This is a genomic window from Pseudoalteromonas sp. M8, assembly GCF_018141365.1.
In the GTDB taxonomy this organism is placed as follows: Bacteria; Pseudomonadota; Gammaproteobacteria; order Enterobacterales; family Alteromonadaceae; genus Pseudoalteromonas.
This window is the reverse complement of the sequence record NZ_CP047240.1, coordinates 110,001-130,331: the sequence shown is the minus strand read 5'-3', so window position 1 is coordinate 130,331 and position 20,331 is coordinate 110,001. Positions and strand designations below refer to the sequence as shown.

The 20,331-nt window shown below is 46.6% G+C and carries 16 protein-coding genes and 2 rRNA genes (1 of these 18 cut by a window edge); 6 read left to right on the top strand and 12 right to left on the bottom strand.

Annotated elements, in window-relative coordinates:
- Nucleotides 1–66: 66 nt before the first annotated feature.
- The 5 genes from leuD to fabR form a co-directional block, all read right to left on the bottom strand.
- Nucleotides 67–666: a 3-isopropylmalate dehydratase small subunit gene (leuD, locus tag GSF13_RS05830; protein ID WP_010604312.1), complete on the bottom strand. Its 600-nt coding sequence runs from the start codon at nt 664–666 to the stop codon at nt 67–69.
- Nucleotides 663–2,066, bottom strand: coding sequence for a 3-isopropylmalate dehydratase large subunit (gene leuC / locus GSF13_RS05825; RefSeq protein WP_174171030.1), 1,404 nt, complete (start codon nt 2,064–2,066; stop codon nt 663–665). The genes leuD and leuC overlap by 4 nt, the downstream gene beginning before the upstream one ends.
- Before the next feature lie 15 nt (nt 2,067–2,081).
- Entirely contained in the window at nt 2,082–3,158 is a 1,077-nt protein-coding gene (leuB, locus tag GSF13_RS05820) for a 3-isopropylmalate dehydrogenase (protein ID WP_045989497.1), read from the bottom strand.
- Entirely contained in the window at nt 3,155–4,702 is a 1,548-nt protein-coding gene (leuA, locus tag GSF13_RS05815) for a 2-isopropylmalate synthase (RefSeq protein ID WP_211867459.1), read from the bottom strand. The genes leuB and leuA overlap by 4 nt, the downstream gene beginning before the upstream one ends.
- Nucleotides 4,703–5,078: 376 nt before the next feature.
- Entirely contained in the window at nt 5,079–5,702 is a 624-nt protein-coding gene (gene fabR / locus GSF13_RS05810; protein ID WP_010374371.1) for an HTH-type transcriptional repressor FabR, read from the bottom strand.
- A gap of 125 nt (nt 5,703–5,827) precedes the next feature.
- Between fabR and GSF13_RS05805 the strand changes: the two genes are divergently transcribed.
- Nucleotides 5,828–6,955: a fatty acid desaturase gene (locus tag GSF13_RS05805; RefSeq protein ID WP_010374369.1), complete on the top strand. Its 1,128-nt coding sequence runs from the start codon at nt 5,828–5,830 to the stop codon at nt 6,953–6,955.
- Nucleotides 6,956–6,990: 35 nt separating this feature from the next.
- A complete protein-coding gene (gene sthA / locus GSF13_RS05800; RefSeq protein WP_029215742.1) occupies nt 6,991–8,427 on the top strand; it encodes a Si-specific NAD(P)(+) transhydrogenase in 1,437 nt (478 codons plus the stop codon).
- A gap of 50 nt (nt 8,428–8,477) precedes the next feature.
- On the opposite strand, the gene GSF13_RS05795 is transcribed toward sthA, so the two are convergent.
- Nucleotides 8,478–9,719, bottom strand: a complete 1,242-nt coding sequence (locus GSF13_RS05795; protein WP_211867451.1) for a hypothetical protein — start codon at nt 9,717–9,719, stop codon at nt 8,478–8,480.
- A complete protein-coding gene (locus GSF13_RS05790; RefSeq protein WP_211867449.1) occupies nt 9,700–10,347 on the bottom strand; it encodes a methylamine utilization protein in 648 nt (215 codons plus the stop codon). Before GSF13_RS05790 ends, GSF13_RS05795 begins: the two co-directional genes overlap by 20 nt.
- 201 nt (nt 10,348–10,548) lie before the next feature.
- Here GSF13_RS05790 and GSF13_RS05785 point away from each other — a divergent pair, with 201 nt between their 5' ends.
- Nucleotides 10,549–12,582 carry a glycoside hydrolase family 97 protein gene (locus GSF13_RS05785; RefSeq protein ID WP_211868949.1) on the top strand — a complete coding sequence of 678 codons (2,034 nt, stop codon included), beginning with the start codon at nt 10,549–10,551 and terminating at the stop codon, nt 12,580–12,582.
- Between the two features lie 115 nt (nt 12,583–12,697).
- Nucleotides 12,698–12,898 carry a hypothetical protein gene (locus GSF13_RS05780; RefSeq protein WP_010604304.1) on the top strand — a complete coding sequence of 67 codons (201 nt, stop codon included), beginning with the start codon at nt 12,698–12,700 and terminating at the stop codon, nt 12,896–12,898.
- A 125-nt stretch (nt 12,899–13,023) separates the two neighbouring features.
- Here the strand turns inward: GSF13_RS05780 and GSF13_RS24905 are convergent, their stop codons facing one another.
- Together GSF13_RS24905 and GSF13_RS24900 are read right to left on the bottom strand one after the other, a co-directional pair.
- Nucleotides 13,024–13,623 carry a glycosyl hydrolase family 18 protein gene (locus GSF13_RS24905; RefSeq protein WP_282961451.1) on the bottom strand — a complete coding sequence of 200 codons (600 nt, stop codon included), beginning with the start codon at nt 13,621–13,623 and terminating at the stop codon, nt 13,024–13,026.
- Nucleotides 13,599–14,435: an Ig-like domain-containing protein gene (locus GSF13_RS24900; RefSeq protein WP_282961450.1), complete on the bottom strand. Its 837-nt coding sequence runs from the start codon at nt 14,433–14,435 to the stop codon at nt 13,599–13,601. Before GSF13_RS24900 ends, GSF13_RS24905 begins: the two co-directional genes overlap by 25 nt.
- A gap of 272 nt (nt 14,436–14,707) precedes the next feature.
- Between GSF13_RS24900 and GSF13_RS05770 the strand changes: the two genes are divergently transcribed.
- Nucleotides 14,708–15,361, top strand: a complete 654-nt coding sequence (locus tag GSF13_RS05770; protein ID WP_211867447.1) for a S24 family peptidase — start codon at nt 14,708–14,710, stop codon at nt 15,359–15,361.
- Between the two features lie 34 nt (nt 15,362–15,395).
- On the opposite strand, the gene GSF13_RS05765 is transcribed toward GSF13_RS05770, so the two are convergent.
- On the bottom strand, nt 15,396–16,568 hold the full coding sequence (locus GSF13_RS05765) for an MFS transporter (RefSeq protein WP_130163272.1): 1,173 nt from the start codon (nt 16,566–16,568) through the stop codon (nt 15,396–15,398).
- Between the two features lie 80 nt (nt 16,569–16,648).
- On the opposite strand from GSF13_RS05765, the gene GSF13_RS05760 reads away from it, so the two are divergent.
- Nucleotides 16,649–17,461, top strand: a complete 813-nt coding sequence (locus tag GSF13_RS05760; protein WP_039491539.1) for a helix-turn-helix transcriptional regulator — start codon at nt 16,649–16,651, stop codon at nt 17,459–17,461.
- A gap of 212 nt (nt 17,462–17,673) precedes the next feature.
- Here the strand turns inward: GSF13_RS05760 and rrf are convergent.
- Nucleotides 17,674–17,787, bottom strand: a 5S ribosomal RNA gene (gene rrf, locus GSF13_RS05755).
- Nucleotides 17,788–17,954: 167 nt separating this feature from the next.
- Nucleotides 17,955–20,331: ribosomal RNA gene (locus GSF13_RS05750) — 23S ribosomal RNA — on the bottom strand; it runs 508 nt beyond the window's last position.

Below are 20,331 nucleotides of genomic sequence, written 5' to 3'. Positions count from 1 at the left end.
AAGCCAGAGCTTAATCAGCTTCTGGCTTTGTGGCAAAATTATTCGACCAAATTGAGTAAACAGCTATTATTGCCAAGGTCTTGTCGTAGCAAGCTGCTGCTCAAAGGCATCAATTTGGGCATTTAATAATTCGGTCTCACCGATAAAGTCAAGGCCACTCAAGAGGCGTGCTTTGATGTCTTCTCGCACCTCAAAGTCAATTGGTGCAATACCCGCTCCGCTTATCTGCTGCGCTTCTAGGTCAATACTCAAATGCACTTGTGATTGTTGCTCACATGCATCGAAGAGCGTATCTAACGTGCTGGCTGGTAACGCAATGCAAAGCATTTGGTTATTACCACAATTGTTAAAAAAGATATCGGCAAAGCTCTCGGCTAGGATCACAGTAAAACCATATTGTTTTAGTGCCCAAGGAGCATGCTCACGAGACGAGCCACAACCAAAGTTGTCACGCGTTAACAAGATTGACGCGCCCCGATATTGTCGATAGTTAAGTACAAAATTCGGATCTGGCTGGCCATCGTCAAGATAGCGCCAATCATAAAACAGCGCTTTATCAAACCCGTCGCGGCTGGTTGAAGTTAAAAACTGCTTGGGAATAATTTGGTCTGTATCAACATTGTTTTTGTCTAATGGCGCAACTAGGCCCTGATGAAACACGCTCATGACGCCTCTCCTCGAATATCAGTAAAGTGACCTGCAATTGCCGCTGCGGCAGCCATTGCTGGACTCACCAAATGCGTACGACCGCCTCGCCCTTGACGCCCTTCAAAGTTACGGTTTGAGGTCGATGCACAGCGTTTTTCTGCGCCAAGCCGATCATCGTTCATCGCCAAGCACATAGAGCAGCCCGGTTCTCGCCACTCAAATCCCGCAGCTTTGAAAATATCGGCTAAGCCCTCTTGTTCGGCTTGCTGCTTTACTAACCCAGATCCTGGGACGATTAGCGCTTCAACGCCTGCCGCTACGTGCTTACCCACCACCAGTTGTGCCGCCGCACGCAAATCTTCAATACGGCTATTGGTGCAAGAGCCAATAAATACGGTGTCGACTTTGGCATCGCTTAGCCTTTGTCCTGCTGTGAGGCCCATATATTTCAACGCGCTGCGCATCGCATCCGCTTTGACTAAATTAGGTTCATCGTCAGGGTTCGGTACTAAGTCATTAATACCAATGACTTGCTCTGGACTTGTCCCCCACGTTACTTGAGGTTGTACACTGTCAGCATCCAGCTCCACGACACGATCAAATTCAGCATCCGGGTCGCTATGCAAGGTTTTCCAGTAGTGCACCGCAGCATCAAAGTCTTCGCCTTGAGGTGCAAATGGGCGACCACGTAAATACGCAAAGGTTTTCTCGTCAGGTGCGATCAAGCCAGCTTTCGCCCCCATTTCAATACTCATATTACACAGCGTCATCCGCGCTTCCATCGACAGCGCTTCGATCCCCGTCCCACAAAACTCAGCCACATAGCCAGTGCCACCAGCTGTGCCTAATTGCCCAATCACAGCGAGGATCAAGTCTTTTGCAGTCACGGTCGGACGCAAGACGCCATTCACTTGAATTTTTAACGATTTGGCTTTTTTCTGCTGTAATGTTTGCGTGGCCAGCACATGTTCAACCTCTGATGTACCAATACCGTGAGCCAGCGCACCAAATGCACCATGCGTTGAGGTATGGCTATCACCACATACAATCGTTGTACCCGGCAAAGTGATCCCTTGCTCAGGTCCCATTACGTGCACTATGCCTTGGTTAATCGAATTTAAATCGTAAAGTACAATGCCGAACTCTTCACAGTTTTGTGCCAACGCCTGTAGCTGGTTTTTGCTCACCTCACTGGCAGCATCAATCGAACGGCTCTTGGTCGAGACATTATGATCCATTGTCGCAAAGGTTTTTTCTGGACATCTTACCGGACGGTTCTGCTCTCTTAATCCCGCAAATGCCTGCGGTGAAGTGACTTCGTGTACTAGATGACGGTCAATGTACAAGAGATCGGTTTGCTCATTTAATTTAGCAACCACATGGGATTGCCAAATTTTATCGTATAATGTTTTTGCCACTTGCTCTTACCTTTATTAAACCCTGTCGACGATCGCTTGCGCGACATCCATAGTAGTAAACCCTGCTTGAGGATAGATATCCGGTGTACCTACACCATCTTTCACCGCCTCTGCTACTGCCTTTTCAATTGCGCGTGCCGCTTCGTCTTGCCCCAATGAATAACGTAGCATCAGCGCGGCACTTAAAATTTGTGCGATTGGGTTTGCCACCCCTTTCCCGGCGATATCTGGTGCTGAGCCGCCTGCTGGCTCATATAAGCCAAAGCCCGATTGATTTAGACTTGCCGATGGTAATAACCCCATGGAACCCGTGATCATTGCACATTCATCAGAAAGGATGTCACCGAACAGGTTGTCGCACAGTAGCACATCAAACTGGCTTGGTTGCTTTACCAACTGCATCGCAGCGTTGTCGATATAAATATGATCAAGCGCCACATCTGGGTATTCTTTCGCGACTTCATTGACTACTTCACGCCACAGTACACTGGTTGCCAACACGTTGGCTTTGTCTACAGAAGTCACATGATTGCTTCTAAGTCTCGCCGCATCAAAAGCAAAACGGGCGATGCGTTCGATTTCTTTGCGCGAATAGGTTTGCGTATCAAACGCCGACTCGCTTTCGCCCTCACCTTGACGACCTTTTTCGCCAAAATAAATCCCGCCAGTAAGCTCACGGACGCATAAAATATCAAAACCTTGCTGACTAATGTCGCTGCGTAGTGGAGAGGCAGCGCTCAATGCGGGTAATAGCTGCGCAGGACGCAGATTACAAAATAGCTGAAAGTGCTTTCTAAGCGGTAATAAGGATGCCCGTTCTGGTTGCTCATTTGGCGGTAAGTGCTCCCACTTAGGCCCACCCACAGAGCCAAACAGAATCGCATCAGCGGCTTCACATGCGGCCAATGTCGCCGCGGGTAAGGCTTCGCCAAATTGGTCTATGGCCGCACCACCAATCGCTTGTGGTGATTTTTCTAAAGCAAAGTTGAACTTAGTCGCCACTTTATCTAATACCAGCTCAGCGGCTTGCATCACTTCTGGACCAATTCCATCTCCAGCTAGTACTGCGATTTTGTAGTTTGTTTGACTCATCCTGCTTTCCTTTGTTGTTTTAGGCTAGACACTTTTTGTGCTCTATCAATTAGGTTATATACTCGGATCATGGCTCTCACTGACGCTTCAACAATGTCGGCTGCAAGTCCCACACCGTGATATTGCTTACCATCAAACTTGGCAATAATATCGACTTGGCCCAGTGAGCTTGCCCCCTTACCCGTCGCATCAAGGTTATATTCCACCACTTCCACCGCCATGCCAGTAATACGCTCGATAGCTAAAAACGCCGCTTCTACAGGACCGTTGCCGGTTGCTGCTTCTTGCTTAAGCTCACCATTCAAGGCAATCCCCACAGTCGCGCTCGCGATGGATTGAGAGTTAGAAGATGCATTGACGAACTGTAATTGGTAGCGCTCGTCTTTATCTTTTATTTGGTTGAAATAAATCATCGCTTCAAGGTCATAGTCGTAAACCGTGCCCTTTTGATCGGCTAATGCTAAGAAGCTTTCATACAGGCTATCCATATCGTAATCCGATTTCTGATAGCCAAGCTCGGTAAGACGATGCTCGATAACATGTCGGCCAGAGCGTGAAGTCATATTTAACTGATTACTCGGCACGCCAACGGTTTCTGGTGCCATGATTTCATAGGTGTTTTGTGCTTTTAAGACGCCGTCTTGGTGAATACCCGAGCTATGTGCAAAGGCATTTTCACCCACAATTGCCTTGTTTGGCTGCACCGGCATATTGCAGATTTTAGCAACTTGGCGCGACGCGCGATAAATCTCTTCGCTACGAATATCGGTGTGCACTTTTAGGTGGTCTTGGCGCATCTTCATGATCATCGCCACTTCTTCTAGTGAGCAGTTACCTGCACGCTCACCAATACCATTGATGGTACATTCGATTTGTCTTGCACCGGCTTGTACCGCCGCGATTGAGTTTGCCACCGCAAGTCCTAAATCGTTGTGACAATGGACGCTTAGTCTGGCTTTGTCGATGTTAGGCACATTATTACGAATATGGTAAATCATCGCTGCATACTCGTCTGGTGTGACGTAACCTACGGTATCAGGCAAGTTAATCGTGGATGCACCGGCATTAATCGCCGCTTCAACAATACGACACAGATCAGCGTGTGGCGTACGGCCGGCATCTTCACACGAAAACTCAACATCATCAGTGTACTTTCTGGCTTGAGAAATGGCCTTAATCGCCATGTTAGTCGCATCATCTAGACTCATTCTTAACTTATGTTCTAGGTGCAGAGGACTGGTTGCAATAAAAGTGTGAATGCGACGCTGCTCAGCACCTTTAAGGGCTTCGCCACACGCGTCGATATCTTTACTAACCGCACGCGCAAGGCCGCAAATCGCTGGACCTTTTACCTCGGCAGCAATGCGTTGTACCGCACGAAAATCAGCCGGACTTGATACTGGAAAACCCACTTCCATGACATCCACATTGAGACGACTAATGGTATGCGCCAGTTGTATTTTATCTTCTTCTGTTAAGCTGGCTTTTAACGCCTGCTCACCGTCCCTTAATGTTGTATCGAAAATCCAGACTTTATCTTGCATACCCTTATCCTCAGCCAAAAAAAACCCCGCAAGTGCGGGGTGTCTACAGTAAATGTCGCTCAATTCGCGCAATTACACCCCATCCCTCTGGTTTACCAGTAGGAGGTTAAGAAAGAGTGAAATACGCGCAGTCATTTTCATTGAGCTAAGTGTTCCTGTTGATGAATTGGTTATGTTTTAACATGCTTTAAAAGCGACAATCAAGCATAAATTATCCCAAAAACAGAGTTCAAACCTCGACTTTTTGGAAACTTAAATCACAACAACGCCAGTTTTAGAAAATATATTTCAAGATCAGAAGTGAACACAGATAGGATATGAAGTGAGCAGGGTTATTTTGAATTTTAATTACCAATAAAAAAATAGCCAATTTAGGCTATTTTTTTATTGGTTCTGGATGTTTTGCATAACCAGAGGCACCTTTTGCGATATACCGCAACTGCCACTTCAAACGCTCGGTCAGTTCAGCGCGCTGTGGGGGATCTTGATCTAAAGCCTCAGCACCAGAGCTAAATACTAAGGTGACCATTGCTTCAGCTTGCATGTGGGCGTGATGAGTATCGACTCCCGTTTCTGTTTCAAGGTAATGAGCAAGCTCTAAGATAAAATGTTTGATTTCTCTAGCCACGGCGGCACGAAACGCAGGCGAAGTACCCGAACGTTCACGCAGTAATAAACGAAATTGGTTGCTCGACTGCTCAATAAATTCCATAAAGGTGTGCACAGAAGTATTGATCACGCTACCACCTTTAGCGATGCGACGCCTTGCTTGGCGCATTAATTGTCGCAAGGTTAAACCCGCTTCATCTACCATAGTCAGCCCGAGCTCGTTCATATCCTTAAAATGTCGATAAAAAGAAGTAGGTGCGATACCCGCCTCTCGTGCGACTTCACGCAGGCTTAAATTCGAGAAACTATGCTCAGCACTTAGTTGATTAAATGCCGCTTCGATAAGCGCTTGACGGGTCTTCTGTTTTTGTTGGGCGCGTACACCAGCCATGGACTTTCCCCAATTCGCTTCGAAAAATAAGAACAATAAACCGCAGTCTAAACCTTGACGCAGCAAGAATGAAATACTATTTTAGCGTACAGTTGTACGCTGAAATTAGATTTTGAGATTAATTGATGAAAAAACCACCCATTTTATGGACCAATGTGCTGTTCTTTAGCTTATCGTTTTTAGCTGCGATCACTTTGGTGCCTTGGTATGGCTTTGAATACGGCTATACCACCAGCCACTGGGTAGCTTTTGTTGCCTGTATGTTTTACGCCGGTCTGTCGATCACCGCAGGGTATCACCGTTTATGGGCGCATAAAGCCTATGACGCCCATCCTGTGATTCAAGTTATTTTTGCGTTGGGTGGCGCATTCGCGTTACAAAACAGTATATTACATTGGAGTAGCGATCACCGTGTACACCACGGCCAAGTCGACGACCCAGTAAAAGATCCGTACGCCGCAACACGAGGCTTCTGGTATAGCCATATCGGTTGGATGCTGAGAGATTATCAAGGCGAGACTTACGGTGATTATAATAACGCCAGAGACTTACAACGTAACCCTATCGTGATGTGGCAACACAAGCACTATATGAAATTGGTGTTACTTACGAATATCGGCATCCCGTTAGTGCTAGGTTTATTACTCGGAAATGTGTTTGGTATGTTGTTACTTGCAGGCGTACTCAGACTCGTACTCAGTCAACACTTTACCTTCTTTATCAATTCACTGGCGCACATTTGGGGTAGTCGTCCTTACACCGAAAAAAATACCGCGCGAGACAATGGTTTGCTAGCCCTATTCACTTACGGTGAAGGCTACCATAACTTTCATCATATTTTTGCCAGCGACTACCGTAATGGTATTCGCTGGTATCACTATGACCCAACTAAATGGCTGATCCGCACTTTTGCAGCACTGGGCCTTGCCAGTAAGCTAAAACGCACTCCGGTTGAGCGCATTGAAAAAGCCAAAGCGGAGACCTTGTTGAATAAGACTAAAGTCAGTCTCGCAAAATTGCCTTTGGCGCAAGATAAGCTTACATTGTTACAACAAGAGTATGATTTACTTCTTAAAAAGCTTCAAAACTACTGTACTGTACAAAAGCAGGTACTCGAAGCGAAGAAAGAGGCAGTACTTGCACAATGCGAACATTCCGCACTGATGCAACAATATAAAGAGCTAGAACAAGCTTGGGAAAGCCAAAAACAAGCTTGGATTGCACTAAATTCGAGGCTACTGAAAACGGCATAACGTTCAGCGGCCTCAATAACTAAAGGGGTGAGGCCGTGAGCAAAAAAGCTTCAGAAAAAACCGAAACTGTTCCACAATCCTATCAATACGATGCCATTATTATAGGCACCGGACCTGGTGGCGAAGGCGCCGCCATGAACCTCTCTAAAAGTGGTAAGAAAGTCGCGGTTATCGAACGCCAGCATGCGGTTGGCGGTGGCTGCGTTCACTGGGGCACCATTCCCTCAAAAGCGCTTCGCCATTCTGTCAGTCGTTTAATTGAGTATAAAGCGAATCCACTTTATCGTTTTACTGAGCGCCCGCAGCGCCATACCTTTCAAGATATTTTGCACCATGCCAGTGATGTGATCTCAAAACAGTCAACATTGCGTTCTAGCTTTTATGGTCGTAACCGCATTCACTTATTCCAAGGCGATGCCAGCTTTGTTGACGCAAATACGGTACAAGTCATTCATCAAGATGGTTCACAAGAGCTACTCACCGCTCAAACCATTGTAATAGCCACAGGCTCGCGCCCATACCGCCCACCAGGCGTTGATTTTAACCACCCTCGCGTCTACGACAGCGACACTATTTTAAGCCTTGAGCATAATCCTCAGCGCGTATTGATATACGGCGCGGGGGTCATAGGCTGTGAATATGCCTCAATCTTTAAAGGACTTGGCGCAAAGGTAGACCTCATCAACACCCGCGACCGCTTATTGGCCTTTATGGATGCCGAGATCTCTGACGCACTCAGTTACCATTTTTGGAATAATGGTATTGTTATTCGCCATAACGAAGAGTTTGCGAAAGTAGAGACCCATGACAAAGGGGTTATTGTGCATCTACAGTCTGGCAAGAAAGTACGTGCTGACTGTATTTTATGGGCCAATGGCCGCTCCGGTAATACCGAAACACTCAACCTTGCAAGCGTAGGCCTAAAGGCTGATAGCCGTGGCCAGCTTAAAGTCAACGAACACTACCAAACTGAAGTGGATAATATTTTCGCAGTAGGAGATGTGATTGGCTATCCCAGCCTAGCAAGCGCAGCGTTCGATCAAGGGCGTATTGCGGCCAATGCGATTGTGCATGGAGCCTGTGATGATCGTTTGATAACCGATATCCCTACCGGCATTTATACCATTCCAGAAATGAGCTCTGTTGGTAAAACCGAGCAAGAACTCACCGCTGCGCGCATTCCCTATGAAGTGGGTCGTGCCCAGTTTAAACATTTGGCTCGTGCACAGATCACCGGCACTGAAGTCGGTAGCTTGAAAATTTTGTTCCATGCAGAAACCAAAGAGATATTAGGTATTCACTGCTTTGGTGAACGTGCATCCGAGATCATCCATATCGGCCAAGCCATAATGGAACAAAAAGGAACGGGTAATAATATCGAGTACTTTATCAATACGACCTTTAACTATCCAACAATGGCCGAAGCCTATCGCGTTGCAGCCTTAAACGGCATTAATCGTCTACTGGACTAACGTATCGTATGGCATGAATAAGCGTGACACCTTGGGCGTCACGCTTATTGTTATAAATTAAAACGATACTCCGCGCTGAGTCGCCACACATTATCGCTTTGCTTGGGCTTGCCGTTAAAGGCCTCGCGATTTGCAACTGTGGTTGTCAAACTCAAAAACTCACCGCCCACCAGCCAATTGCTATTAATTCGATACTTCACTGTAGCGGTCAGTGCATGGCCATCACTTTGGTTTGGGTCGAACTGCCAATCATCTTTATCGATGACTTTGAACTGCTCCCCCCGCATGGAAAAACGCCACTCATCGCGCTGATGTGTGAGTAGCAAAAACCAACTATTAAAGTCATTATCAACGCCGCGATTGACACCCATGGCGGTATTACCCAGCATGCCTTGTGCGAGTATATGCGTCTGCGGGGTTAACTTGTAACGCCAAGCTGCACTAATAAATTTAGTGTCCCACGCATACTGCCCAGTTCGGTAGTTGATCTTACTTGGATCGCCATTATTATCGTACCAATAGACATTGATCTCACTACGGTTTGAAAAGTCGCGATGATACCCAACATAATAACCAAATCGGCCATCAACTTCAGAAAACGGTTCAACATGCTGTGCTTGATGTTGTAGCTGCGGTGTATTCAACGACTCTACCGCGGCAAAGGGGAGACTTTCGTTAAACACCGACTGCCTATCATGCACGGTAAAACCTCGCCATGCGAGTAAAGTGCCAGCCGGATCATTCCCCTTAAAAACACCAAACACACCTTTGAATCCCTGACCGCGGCTACGACGCGTCTGCGGCTGCTCAATCGCGACTTCACCTCCAAATACTCGCACTTCCTCACCTATCCAAGCGTTGATGGCCGAATACTGATATGTATAGGGTGATGACCAGCCAATATCTGGGTTCTCAATAGAAAACTTCGGATAAAAGCCGCCCGCTCGAACAATAAAGCGGCGACCATTTTTAGGCAGTGTTCGATACTGCAAATACAGTTCTGTAAAGCCGAGCTTGTCACCTGGGTCTGGCACATACTGTGTTACCCCGTGCAAAGACCAAGCGCTGGCAAAATCTACACGCCAATCAATAGCGCCACGGCTAAGCGTAATATCTGACTCCCCTTTCCCAAAACGCGTAACGCCCCACCCAGGCTGATACCAAGCTTTACGATTATCATCATGCTGCCAAGTCGTTTGCAGTTGTCCTTGTCCAGAAATCTCAACGGCACCTGCTTGCCCTATGGCGAATAATGCCAAAGCGGCGCTTAGCTTAGTAATCATCGAAGCCATCGGAGAAATCCTGAAGTGGAGCAACCAGTGTTTGCTTAATTTGATAGGTAATTGCTTGAGTGTTATTCACGATGGAGAGCGGATGCTGTTCTATTTTGTCTATATTTTCGAATCTTTCATGCCATACATTCAGCTTTAGTGCGCTGGCTTGCTGAGCACCTAGGTCGATTGATACTTTACCGCTGCTATCCGTTACCGCAAATAATGGGCTATCTACAACCACGATATAACCCAGCATCCAATCGTGAATATTGCAGCCAAGCTCAACCACACCGGTTTGATCAAATAATACTTGTTTCGGGTCATCGCGATACAACTTAAGCTCGAATGGCTTTGCAGCAGAGAACGAATAGACGTGATGGAGAATGGGATCTAAATTTGGAAACGAGACTTGTGTGCCAGCTTGCACCATCAAAATATGGGGCACAAACGCTTTATCCTTTTGCTCCATTTTATAATCTAGCGTCGTTCTTTTGTTATCAAAGCCATCTCCTTGCAACCACACCGCGGCATTCGCGAGTGGCTGTTTATCAGCATCGACAATTTGCACTTCAAGGGCATTGACTAGACCGGCTTGTAGCATTGCCATCACAACAGCAATACGCCCAAAAATTGTTAGGTTTAGCATAAGCAGTTCAACCTATCCTTATTATTTTTCTTAGCTTGTCTACACTAGACCGAGCGGAATAATTATTACATTCATCGCATTTACAGCATGAATACGTATGCAACTTTTACGTGAACGTTAGCATACAACAGTAAGCTTAGCTTATGTGCAAAAGAACACGAATTTTCGTGCCGACAACAAAAAGGAAAAACTATGCGCCCCATGTCACTTTCCCTGATCGGATTAAGCTTGTTTACGACTACGAGCTTTGCCGCATCTTTAGCTGTGAGTTCGCCAGATGGCAAAATCACTTTTACCTTGAGTGATGATAATAGCCAGCCGACCTACCATGTCAGCTTTAACGACAAAACCATTATTCAACCGTCTAAACTTGGTTTTGATTTCGCAACAGCTGCATCGATGCGCGATGGCTTAAGTATCACCACACATCAGCGTAATAGCGTCGATAGCAGTTGGCAACAGCCTTGGGGCGAAGCCCGAGTGATCCAAGATAAGCACAATGAGCTTGCTGTCACCTTTGCTAAGCAGACAGACAAGTCGCCGCAATATACTGTGCGTGTAAAAGTATTTGATGACGGTGTCGGCTTTCGCTATGAGGTTGCTCAAAATCAAGCGCTTTATATCACCAGAGAATTAACCGAATTCGCCTTTGCACAAAGCGATAAAAGTACGGCGTGGTGGATCCCTGCTCGTGGCTGGAATCGCTATGAATATGTATACAACACCACACCACTGCACGATGCCCCACATGTGCACACCCCGTTTACCTTAAAGAATCAAGACGGGGTTCATATCAGTGTGCATGAAGCGGCCCTAATTGACTATGCGGGTATGACCTTAAACCAGCGTCGCCCGGGAACATTTGTTGCTGATCTAACACCTTGGTCAGATGGCGTTGCTGTCAAAACCAATGGTAAGTTCAATACACCTTGGCGCACCCTGCAAATAGGCGATGAAGCCACCGACTTGTTGAACTCTCACCTTATTTTAAACCTCAACGAACCAAATAAGCTCGGTGATGTATCTTGGGTTGAGCCGGGTAAATACATCGGCATTTGGTGGGGCATGCACATCAACAAAAATACCTGGGGCAGCGGCGAGAAGCATGGAGCGACTACGGCGCGTACTAAAGAATATTTGAGCTTTGCCGCTGACAATGGCTTTGATGGCGTGTTAGTTGAAGGTTGGAACATAGGCTGGGATGGCGACTGGTTCTTCAACGGTGATGTCTTTAGCTTTACCGAGGCCTATGCTGACTTTAATATTGATGAAATAGCCAAGCACGGAGAAAAAGTAGGTGCACGCTTAATAGGTCATCACGAGACGTCTGGTAACGTCAGCAACTATCGCAATCAAATGGAGGCGGCTTTCGCACTCTACGAAAAAGCAGGCGTTCGCCAAGTTAAAACCGGTTACGTAGCCGATGGCGGCAACATTAAACGCATTGATGCCAAGGGCAATGCCAGATTCGAATGGCACGACGGTCAATTTATGGCAAATGAGTACTTAGACAACGTCAAACTCGCGGCTAAACACAAGATCAGTATTAACACGCATGAACCAATCAAAGATACCGGCCTGCGTCGTACCTATCCAAACTGGATCGCGAGAGAGGGTGCAAGAGGGCAAGAGTTCAACGCATGGGGCACGCCACCAAACCCACCAGAGCATGTGCCCATGCTTGCCTTTACCCGCATGTTAGCAGGCCCTATGGACTTTACTCCGGGTATTTTTGACATGGGCTTCAACGGCCTTGGCGATAAAACCAACCGCCCACAAACCACCCTCGCCAAACAATTAGCGCTTTATGTTGTGCTTTATAGTCCAATTCAAATGGCGGCCGATTTGCCAGAAAATTACCTCGCTAAGCCAGACGCCTTCCAATTTATCAAAGATGTACCCACCGACTGGGAACACAGTATCGCACTTGCAGGAGAAGTGGGTGATTATGTTGTCTTTGTCAGAAAGGAGCGCAAGCATAAACAATATAGTGGTAACGATTGGTTCTTGGGCGCAGTGACTGATGAAGAAGCGAGAGAAATTCCTATTACTTTAGATTTCCTTGAGTCAGGTAAAACCTTTGAAGCGCAAATCTACGCGGACGGTAATAAAGCCGAATGGAAACAAAACCCGTATGAAATGAATATTTACCGCAAAAAGGTAACAAGTGCCGACAAGCTGACATTAAAACTGGCTGCCGGCGGCGGCGTTGCTATTCGTTTTAAAGCGCTTTAAACATAAGGTGACTACCCAGCAGCTGGGTAGTCACCGCTTTGGGCTGTACATTTAGTAAACTATACAGTAGGGTAAAATAGTCTATTAAGACATTCTTATTTCAAAGGAAAATAATATGAAACTTACCCTAGCAAAGAAAAAACTAAAACAATTAGACTATCAACAAAGTCAACTTGCCGCAAAGCTCACACCGCAAGCAGCCGGTGGTAGAGGACCAGAAACCGGCGTTATGTGTGAAACGACTAATAACGATTACTGGTGTCAACGTCCAAGTTCGCCTGCTGTTACCTGCAGCGTGATGGAGCGCTGTTTATAATCATTTCCCACCATATATAGGCTAGATATTATAAAAATATGTAGTTAGCCTATTTCTCAGTCAAACTCTCTATATGCTCAACGGCCAGCTTTCACTCGCCGCCGAGCTGAGTTATACGTAATAATTTACTGACATTGATAGCTTGGTGTTACACCATTAGCAACTTCCCATTTCGCTGTTAATAGCGACGCAGGGCCATTACTGTCATGGGATAACTCCCAATTCATAATGCCACCGGCATTGAGCTTAGCGTACTGCGTTTTTGCGCGGATCGTCGGGATACCATTGTAGTAGCTGCTACCATCACTATCGCGACAGGCATTAGCAGGGTTCTCTTGTAGTAAGGTGCGATACGCTTTCCAAGTGGGTCTTGCATAAAATGGTACGCCTAATACCGTTTTTTCTTTACTGAGCCCACGACCTTGCCAGTAAGCTATTGAGTCTTTGGCGTATTGCATAGAAGCATGATCAGTATTGTTCGCGTCGTACGCCATCAAATTTAAAAAGTCGATATCTTGGAATACAGATTCCAACACGCCACCACCAGTATAACCAAGCGCCACCACAGCTGCCGTCAAGAATCTACCTCTGGCGCGTAACTCAACGCTTAGTTCCTTCATCAGTAATGCATAGTTATTTGCTGAAGCACCGGGATCTGGATATTCCCAATCCATATCAACACCATCTAGATTATGCTGCTCTACAAACGCAATGACCTCTTGCACGAAACGGGCTCTACCTTGCTGTGAACTGGCGAATGTCTCGAATGCACTATCGTCCCCCCGTTCCAGCCACCAATGGCAATTCCCACTTTCACATTGTTGGCATGAGCCGAATTTACTAGCGCTGTCATTTTGCTCAAATTTTCAAGCGGTCTCAGTGTGCCATCTGCATTGGGTAGTAAAAATGAGTAATTGATATGGGTGAGTTTATCAAACTGAATATCACTCACGGCACCCTGCCAACTTGGAAAGTAGCCGACAATTTTAAAATTAGGGTCGCCAGGAGGAACCTCGTCAGACACGACACTGAAGTTCACCGCACTCGATTCACCTCGTGCCCCAGACACATCAGTTGCAGAGACAGTTAATGCGCGATTACCTAGCCCCTGCGCTTGCCACATCACCTCATAAGGCGCACTGTTGTCAGAGGCGACAAGCGTGCCATCGAGATAGAATTCAACACTGTCGATTGCCGTGTCTTGCGGATGGCTTACTGCCGCCGCTAGGCTAACGGATGAGCCCACTAACACTCGTGCGTTACTGCTTGGAGAGGTGACCGAAACTTGGGGCAGTGGCGTTACCGGATCACAACTGCCATTGGCTTGCCAGACACCATAAGTATCGGAATTTTGCGCTGGGTTTTGGTTTTGTGTCCACCATTTCGCGGTGTATTTAGTAGACTGATAGGTGACTGCGTCACCACCTGTGTATACTTGCTGTGATTGCCATTGCGTTAAGTTGCTACAGTCAACCGCCAGTGCAACCTCCATCGCGCCCAAGAGCGGAAGTGCAATTAATAAATTTGTATATTTCATTACCTTTTTCCATGTTGTATGTCAGCTAAAGCAAGTCGTGCCGAGTTTAAATAAATGTTAACTTGCGATTCTAGCCTACCAGCATGGACAAATTTCGTACAACCCAACTCACTACGACCTTAGTCTAATGAAATAACCCCTCTGTTTAGGCCACTATTCATCCTCGATTATGCTCGTTTATAAAATGTCCAACTAGTACAGCGAGACTGTACAGATAAGGCTTAGCTCAGTATGCTTGCGGGTTTAGGCGCTATAAAGAGAATAATTAAGAGATGAGTACGGCATTTTCAAGACGATTTGTAACCTTAGTCGAGCAATTTGCAGGCGGCAATAAGCGCCAATTTGCCCAGTTAACAGGTAAATCCCCTTCCCATATTTACCGTATTTGTCGCGGCTTAAGTCGCCCTTCAATGATATATCTTGAGCACCTTTATAGCCTATTTGCCGTTGATCTGAACTGGTTACTCACCGGTGAACAACCCTTAGATAAACCACAAGGTCAGCTTAAAGATGAACTTACCCTCATACCTAAACTTGATATTGAGGCCAGTGCAGGTATGGGCAGTGTAATTGGTCATGAAGAAGTTACCGAGCAGTTTGCACTCAACCGTCGTTGGCTAAACTCCCATCTTGGCGTGTATTCAGAGAAGCTCGCCTTTGTCTCTATCCGTGGTGATAGTATGCAGCCCACGTTGCTAGACGGCGACATGGTACTCGTTGACCTTTCACAGAATCAACCCAGTAAAGATGCGGTTTATATCATTCAAACGGAAGAGGGTCTCATGGCTAAGCGAGTGCGACAAAAGCACTCTCAGCTCAAAGTGATCAGTGATAACCCTGATTACCCGAGCTGGGAGATCACCGCTGATAATGCCGACAGTCACGGCATTGCAGGGCGTGTTGTTTGGTGTGGTCGCAGTATCTAAACTGCAATGTCACTATTCGTGTGATGCTGGAGCATCACACGGATTTAGCCAGCTTTTCCTGCACATTGGCTGTATTCACAAATTGACTCAACACCAATGAGCACACCGCAAGTGCAGCACCAAAGTAAAACACTAAGGATTGATCGTATAACCATACTAAGCCAAAGCTTGCTGGGATCACTACTGCTGCAATATGGTTAATAGTAAAGCTAACCCCAGCTGTTGCTGCGATATCTTCTGGCCGAGCAATTTTTTGAAAATAAGTTTTGAGTGCAATGGCCATCGCAAAAAACAGATGGTCGATGACATAAAGCGCTGCTGCAAAGCTTGCTGACTCTACCAATGCATAACCAATAAATACAAAAATGAGTCCCACATATTCGATTGTCAGTGTTTTACGCTCACCAATATGCCCAATCATTTGACCAATTTTGGGGGCGATAAATATGTTTATCAAATGATTCAACATATAAAGCGCGGTGATCTGTGCAACATCAAAACCAAATTTTTCCACCATTAAGAAACCCGCAAACACCATAAATATTTGTCGTCTCGCACCCGAGAAGAAAATCAAGGCGTAATATAGGCTGTACTCTTTTCTCAAAATGAGCTTTTTATGCTGCGTAGTATGCATTTCAAAGGTTGGAAAGCCGATAAACATAAATAGCGCAATGATAAAGCCAACCCCTCCAATAAGCAGATACATCCACTGATAGTCTGCGGAGAAGTAGCTAAAACCCAGCCATATTACCGCATAGGTGATCAGAGAAGCGATGGATTTAATAGAGAGCAAGATACCTAGTTTGGCCGGTGCCTCATCTTTATTGAACCATTGTAAACTGAGAGATTGATTCAGCGTCTCGAAATAGTGAAAACCTATCGACATTAACACTGTAGTTGCATACAAACCATAAATAGTAGGCAACAAGCCGGTAATGGCGACGCCAAGCGACAGCAAACACAAGCTGATCAGTGCGAAGGTTTGCTCCTTTAACACCAATAAAACAAATACCGCTGTAAACGCTAAAAACCCGGGGATCTCACGCAGGGATTGCAACATTCCCATATTAGCGCCATTGAAGTTTGCGGCTTCAATCGCAAAGTTATTGAGCATGGCCATCCAGCCTGCGAATGTAACGGCCATAACTACGGTAGCGAGCACTAAGAAATTAAAAGGACTTTGCCATCCTTGAGAAGCATTCTTCATGATTATCTCCACATAAAGCACAACTATTAAAAAGTTATGGCTATAATATGGCCACACGTTAATTTCTGATATACATAATTATGCCAAGTTCTTTATCAAAACAGACAACTTCTCCTTGGCGTATTCAGCCCAAATATAAGCGCTTCTTAAAGCCAACCCTTGGCCGGCCAATCCTGCCAAGAGCGGTAAAAAAAGCGGAGTGGGAGCATGTTCAACGGCACCAACATGAGTGGGGGCAGCTTGCATATACAAGCAATGGAGTCATCACAATTGTAACTCCTGAAGGCACTTTCGTGATCCCTCCCGACCAAGCTTTGTGGCTACCTCCGGGCCTTCCGCATGAGACGTATTGTCGCTACGGTGGAGATTTTCGTAGTGTCTATATCGACAATAAATACACCGAGTTGCTAGGGAATAAAGCGAAGCTAATTGCGGTAGATGAACTACTGAAGCAATTTATACTGGAGATCTGTACTTGGCAGGAAGAGTACCACTTAGATGAAAAAACAGAGCGATTTATTACGGTCTTTATTGATAGATTAACATCAGCTACAACGTGCCACTTTTTTATTCCAAGTGCACAGGATGCTCGGATCTTACCCATTGTGACCGAGCTACATACAAATCCAGGATGCAAAATAAGCTTGGAGGCCTGGAGTGATCAAGTCGGCGCATCAACTCGCACACTCAACCGCTTATTCCACAAATGTTTTATGATGGGCTTCAGTGATTGGCGCCAGAAATTAAGAGCTATCAAAGCAATTGAGCTGTTGAAAGATGGATACTCTCAGCAACAAGCAGCTGAATATTTGGGTTTTGAATCTACCGCCGCATTTAGCAATGCGTTTAAAAAAGTCTTTGGCAAACCACCGGGACAGTACATTAAAAAGTAAGATAATTTGAGATCAATAAATACTTTCCCACTAAATATTATGAATGCACAAATCGGCGGGTAAACCGTCTCCCACGATACATGTTTATACTGTGGTGGGAGCGAGTCTATGGTAGGAGCGAGTTTACCTCGCGAGATTTTTAAATCTCAAATCTCTATACCCCAAACAGCAAAAAACCCGTCGCATTGCTGCAACGGGTTTCTCTTATTTGGCCCTGGCGATGTTCTACTTTCACATGGGTAATCCACACTATCATCGACGCTGTTTTGTTTCACTTCTGAGTTCGGCATGGGGTCAGGTGGGTCCAAAACGCTATAGTCACCAGGAAATTCTGTTCATCAATGAAGTCTCCTTCATCAATGTAAATCTGGAAAAAGCTATTAAATTCTTTTGTCTACTTTAGTCTATTAACTTCTGTTAGCTAAGGCCTCCATGGATGGAGGTCATGCTAGGAATTGTCTGGAACAATTCTAGTAAACCACTTTGGCGTTGTATGGTTAAGCCTCTCGGGTAATTAGTACGAGTTAGCTTAATGCCTCACAGCACTTCCACATCTCGCCTATCAACGTTGTAGTCTTCAACGGCCCTTCAGTTGACTCTAAGTCAAAGTGAGAACTCATCTCGAGGCCTGCTTCCCGCTTAGATGCTTTCAGCGGTTATCAGTTCCGAACGTAGCTACCGGGCAATGCAATTGGCATCACAACCCGAACACCAGCGGTTCGTCCACTCCGGTCCTCTCGTACTAGGAGCAGCCCCTCTCAATTCTCAAACGCCCACGGCAGATAGGGACCGAACTGTCTCACGACGTTCTAAACCCAGCTCGCGTACCACTTTAAATGGCGAACAGCCATACCCTTGGGACCGACTTCAGCCCCAGGATGTGATGAGCCGACATCGAGGTGCCAAACACCGCCGTCGATATGAACTCTTGGGCGGTATCAGCCTGTTATCCCCGGAGTACCTTTTATCCGTTGAGCGATGGCCCTTCCATTCAGAACCACCGGATCACTATGACCTACTTTCGTACCTGCTCGACGTGTCTGTCTCGCAGTTAAGCTTGCTTCTACCATTACACTAACCGTACGATGTCCGACCGTACTTAGCAAACCTTCGTGCTCCTCCGTTACTCTTTGGGAGGAGACCGCCCCAGTCAAACTACCCACCAGGCACTGTCCTCAACCCCGATTCAGGGGCCTAAGTTAGAACATCAACACTACAAGGGTGGTATTTCAAGGTCGGCTCCACAGAAACTAGCGTTCCTGCTTCAAAGCCTCCCACCTATCCTACACATGTAGGGTCAATGTTCAGTGCCAAGCTGTAGTAAAGGTTCACGGGGTCTTTCCGTCTAGCCGCGGGTACACAGCATCTTCACTGCGATTTCAATTTCACTGAGTCTCGGGTGGAGACAGCGTGGCCATGGTTACACCATTCGTGCAGGTCGGAACTTACCCGACAAGGAATTTCGCTACCTTAGGACCGTTATAGTTACGGCCGCCGTTTACCGGGGCTTCGATCAAGAGCTTCGCCTAAGCTAACCCCATCAATTAACCTTCCGGCACCGGGCAGGTGTCACACCGTATACGTCATCTTACGATTTTGCACAGTGCTGTGTTTTTAATAAACAGTCCCAGCCACCTGGTCACTGCGGCTCTCGTTTGCTTACAGAGCAAGTCCTTCACAAACAAGAGCGTACCTTCTCCCGAAGTTACGGTACAATTTTGCCTAGTTCCTTCACCCGAGTTCTCTCAAGCGCCTTAGTATTCTCTACCTGACCACCTGTGTCGGTTTAGGGTACGATTCAGTATGAACTGAAGCTTAGAGGCTTTTCCTGGAAGTAGGGCATCAACAACTTCACCACCTTAGTGGCTCGTCTCGACTCTCAGCCTTGGCAACCCGGATTTTCCTAAGTCACCAGCCTACAGCCTTTCACATGGACAACCAACGCCATGCTTGCCTAGCCTGCTCCGTCCCCCCATCGCATTCATACCGAGTACGGGAATATTAACCCGTTTCCCATCGACTACGCTCTTCAGCCTCGCCTTAGGGGTCGACTCACCCTACCCTGATTAACATGGGATAGGAACCCTTGGTCTTCCGGCGGAGGAGTTTTTCACTCCTCTTGTCGTTACTCATGTCAGCATTCGCACTTCTGATATGTCCAGCATGCCTCCCGGCACACCTTCAGCCACTTACAGAACGCTCCCCTACCCCGCATACTTACGTACGCAGCCGTAGCTTCGGTGGTATGTTTAGCCCCGTTACATCTTCCGCGCAGGCCGACTCGACTAGTGAGCTATTACGCTTTCTTTAAAGGGTGGCTGCTTCTAAGCCAACCTCCTAGCTGTTTTAGCCTTCCCACATCGTTTCCCACTTAACATACACTTTGGGACCTTAGCTGACGGTCTGGGTTGTTTCCCTCTCCACGACGGACGTTAGCACCCGCCGTGTGTCTCCCGGATATTACTTTACGGTATTCGGAGTTTGCAAAGGGTTGGTAAGTCGGGATGACCCCCTAGCCTTAACAGTGCTCTACCCCCGTAAGTATTCGTCCGAGGCTCTACCTAAATAGATTTCGGGGAGAACCAGCTATCTCCCGGTTTGATTAGCCTTTCACTCCTAGCCACAGGTCATCCCCTAACTTTTCAACGTTAGTGGGTTCGGTCCTCCAGTTGATGTTACTCAACCTTCAACCTGCCCATGGCTAGATCACCGGGTTTCGGGTCTATACCCTGCAACTTAAGCGCCCAGTTAAGACTCGCTTTCGCTACGGCTCCCCTAAATGGTTAACCTCGCTACAGAATATAAGTCGCTGACCCATTATACAAAAGGTACGCAGTCACCCAACAAGTAGGCTCCTACTGCTTGTACGT